Genomic DNA, 2,701 nt, shown 5'->3' on the forward strand with positions numbered 1-2,701 from the left:
CGGCGGAAGGATGCAGCCTGGCGGAGATCGCGGAAGTGAGCGAGGTCTACGCAGGCGGCGGGTACAGTCAGAAGACGATCCGACGCTGGCGACAAACGTGGAACCGACGACGGGATGCCCATGAAGAGCGGCTCTGGGCGGTTCTCTTTCATCTTGGCCTGGATCGGGAAATGCCAAGGGGGCGGCGCGGCAACTGGCTTCTGCTCTTTGAGGTATGGGCGGCCCATCCTGGGTCCGGTTCGCTCTTTGCCTGCCTGCTGCAGCTCGACCGCTCACCGATGACGGCAGCCGGCTGAATGCATCCCACACAAGCTGGCCGTGGCTGGCGGCGCGGGGCTGCCTGTAAAGTGGAGCAAGGACGCATGGTCCGATTCCATCTCGGCAGGAGGCCTCATTTTCATGACAGCAAGCATGCAGGACGAACAAATTGCTGCCGCCCGGTACGCACTCATTGCGCCGGTCGTCAGCCGGCAAACCCCGATGGCGCCGGGAGAACTGGCGCAGTGGCTGCGCGAAACCGCCGCCCGGCAGTACGAACTGCCCGGCAGCCGCCGGCAGACCGTTAGCGTACGGACGCTTGAGCGCTATCTGCAGGCGTACCGCGCGGGCGGCTGGGAGGCACTCAAACCGCGTCCCAAGGATGCGAATGGACGGAGCAAGCTGGACGCCGCCGTACTCCAGCAGGCGATTCAGCTCCGAAAGGAGCGCCCGGCGCGAAGCGTGGAGCAGCTGATCTTTCTGCTCGTGGAGGGCGGCCTGGCCGCGCCCGGGGAAGTCGCCCCCAGCACACTCGCCCGGCAACTGCGCCGCGCTGGCGTAAGCCGCGGGCAAGTGATGGACGCCTCGCCGTCCAGCACGTTTCGCCGATTTGAAGCTGGCGATATCCTGGAACTGCTGCAGGCCGACTTCAAGCATTTCGTCTATCTGCCCGATCCCAAGCAGCCGAAGAAGAAGCGCAAAACGATCCTGCTGGCAATTCTGGACGATTACAGCCGCTATGTGTTGCACGCGCAGATCTACTGGGACGAGCAGTTGCCGCGGCTCGAGGACAGTCTCAAGAAAGCGATTCTGAAGCACGGCATCCCCGAGACGTTCTACTGCGACAACGGCTCGGCCTTCTCCGCCCACCATCTGGCGCGAATCTGCGGCCGTCTAGGCATCCGGCTCAGCCACAGTCGCCCGTACCGTCCCCAGGGACGCGGAAAGGTTGAACGCCTGTTCCAGTTTGTGGACTCCAGCTTCCGTCCGGAAGTGCAGGCACTTATTGACCGAGGCGAGGTGACGACGCTGGAGGAACTGAACGCGGCGCTGCGCAGCTGGCTGGACGGCTATTACCACGAGCGCGAGCATGGCAGTACGAAGCAGTCCCCCAAGACGCGGTTTGAAGCGAGCGAGCGTCCGCGCAAGCGCAAGCCGCTGGGTGAACTGAACGAGCTATTCCTATGGGAAGAGGAGCGCTCGGTAGACAAGACGGGCTGCATCCAGCTCAGCCGCAACACCTACGAGGTCGATTCGGCACTTGCGGGCAAACGGATTTCCTTGCGCTATGATCCGTTTGATCTGACGGAGTTGCAGGTGTGGTTCGAGGACAAGCGGCATGCCGATGCCGTGCCGCTCGAGCTTACGCGACGGCGAAGCCGGACGTGCCAAGCGCAGCCGCCGGCGGAGATGACCGATGCGCCCGAAGAATCCCTGTCGTTTCTGGAACTGGCGGAGAAAAAGCGCCAGGCTTCCTGGCAGGAAGCCGCCGTGCAGTATGCGCGGCGCAAAGGCGGTGAGCGGCCATGACAATTCGCCCGTTCACCCGTGAACTGGATGCCTGTTACGCGTTCCTGGGACACCGCGAGGCGTATGCCCGGCTAATGTTGGCCGTGGAAAACCGGCTGCTCGGCGTGCTGACCGGCGAGGTGGGCAGCGGCAAGTCCGCACTCCTGCGGCGTTTGTTCCGCTCGCTCGATCCGATGCGCACGTTGCCGATTTATCTCAGTCTGGCTGATCTGAAGCCGCGCGATTTCTACGTACAGCTGCTCACCCATGTGGAAGAAGAGCCGCCCTATTCGGTCGCCAAAGCGAGACGATTATGGAGCGAGGTGATGGCCCGTCGGGAAGCGCAGGCCGAACGCGAGGTCGTCGTCGTGATTGATGAGGCGCACGAGATGAGCGAAGCCATGCTGCTTGAGTTGCGCTTTGTGATGAACCACCAGATGGACGCACGCTCCCTGTTTCCGGTGTTGCTCGCCGGGCAGCCAGAGCTGCGCAAGCGGCTGCGCCTCAAGAAGTATGAGGCAATTAGCCAGCGTATTGGCATCCAATACCACCTGAGCGGCATGAGCCGGGAGGAGACGGCGGCCTACGTCCGGCACCATCTGGAAGTGGCCAAGTTACAGCGTCCGGTCTTCTCTGAGAGCGCCATCCAGATGCTCTATGCGGCAAGCCAGGGCCTGCCGCGCGTGGTGAACCAGATTTGCAGCCAAGTCCTATTCGAGGCCGAAGGAAATGAAACGGAAGTTGTGGAAGAGATGCATATTGGCCGCGTGCTCACCGATATGGAGCGGCAACGAGGGACGGCAGGGTGACCTGCCGTTTTTCCACTCCCCTGATGATTGGCGTTAGGCTTCTCAGGCAGCTGTCGTGCCTGACGCACGAACGCCCACGTCATTGTCGGTGATTCTTTCACCGACAAAGTACGTGAGCGTTAACA

Annotated in this window: 3 protein-coding genes; all 3 read left to right on the plus strand. The window is 62.3% G+C overall.

The genetic code is table 11. The annotated features are described in order from the left end of the window. A partial coding sequence (locus tag E6C55_RS33065) for a hypothetical protein (protein ID WP_211093702.1) occupies positions 1–296 on the plus strand: 296 nt, incomplete at its 5' end. Between the two features lie 103 nt (positions 297–399). Then, positions 400–1,788 carry a DDE-type integrase/transposase/recombinase gene (locus tag E6C55_RS33070; protein WP_136374099.1) on the plus strand — a complete coding sequence of 463 codons (1,389 nt, stop codon included), beginning with the start codon at positions 400–402 and terminating at the stop codon, positions 1,786–1,788. Continuing rightward, positions 1,785–2,576 (plus strand): ExeA family protein, encoded by a 792-nt coding sequence (locus E6C55_RS33075; protein ID WP_136374100.1) that lies wholly within the window; start codon positions 1,785–1,787, stop codon positions 2,574–2,576. Before E6C55_RS33070 ends, E6C55_RS33075 begins: the two co-directional genes overlap by 4 nt. Positions 2,577–2,701: the final 125 nt, after the last annotated feature.

Origin of the sequence: Cohnella fermenti, from assembly GCF_004801405.1 — a bacterium.
Classification (GTDB): Bacteria; Bacillota; Bacilli; order Paenibacillales; family Paenibacillaceae; genus Cohnella; species Cohnella fermenti.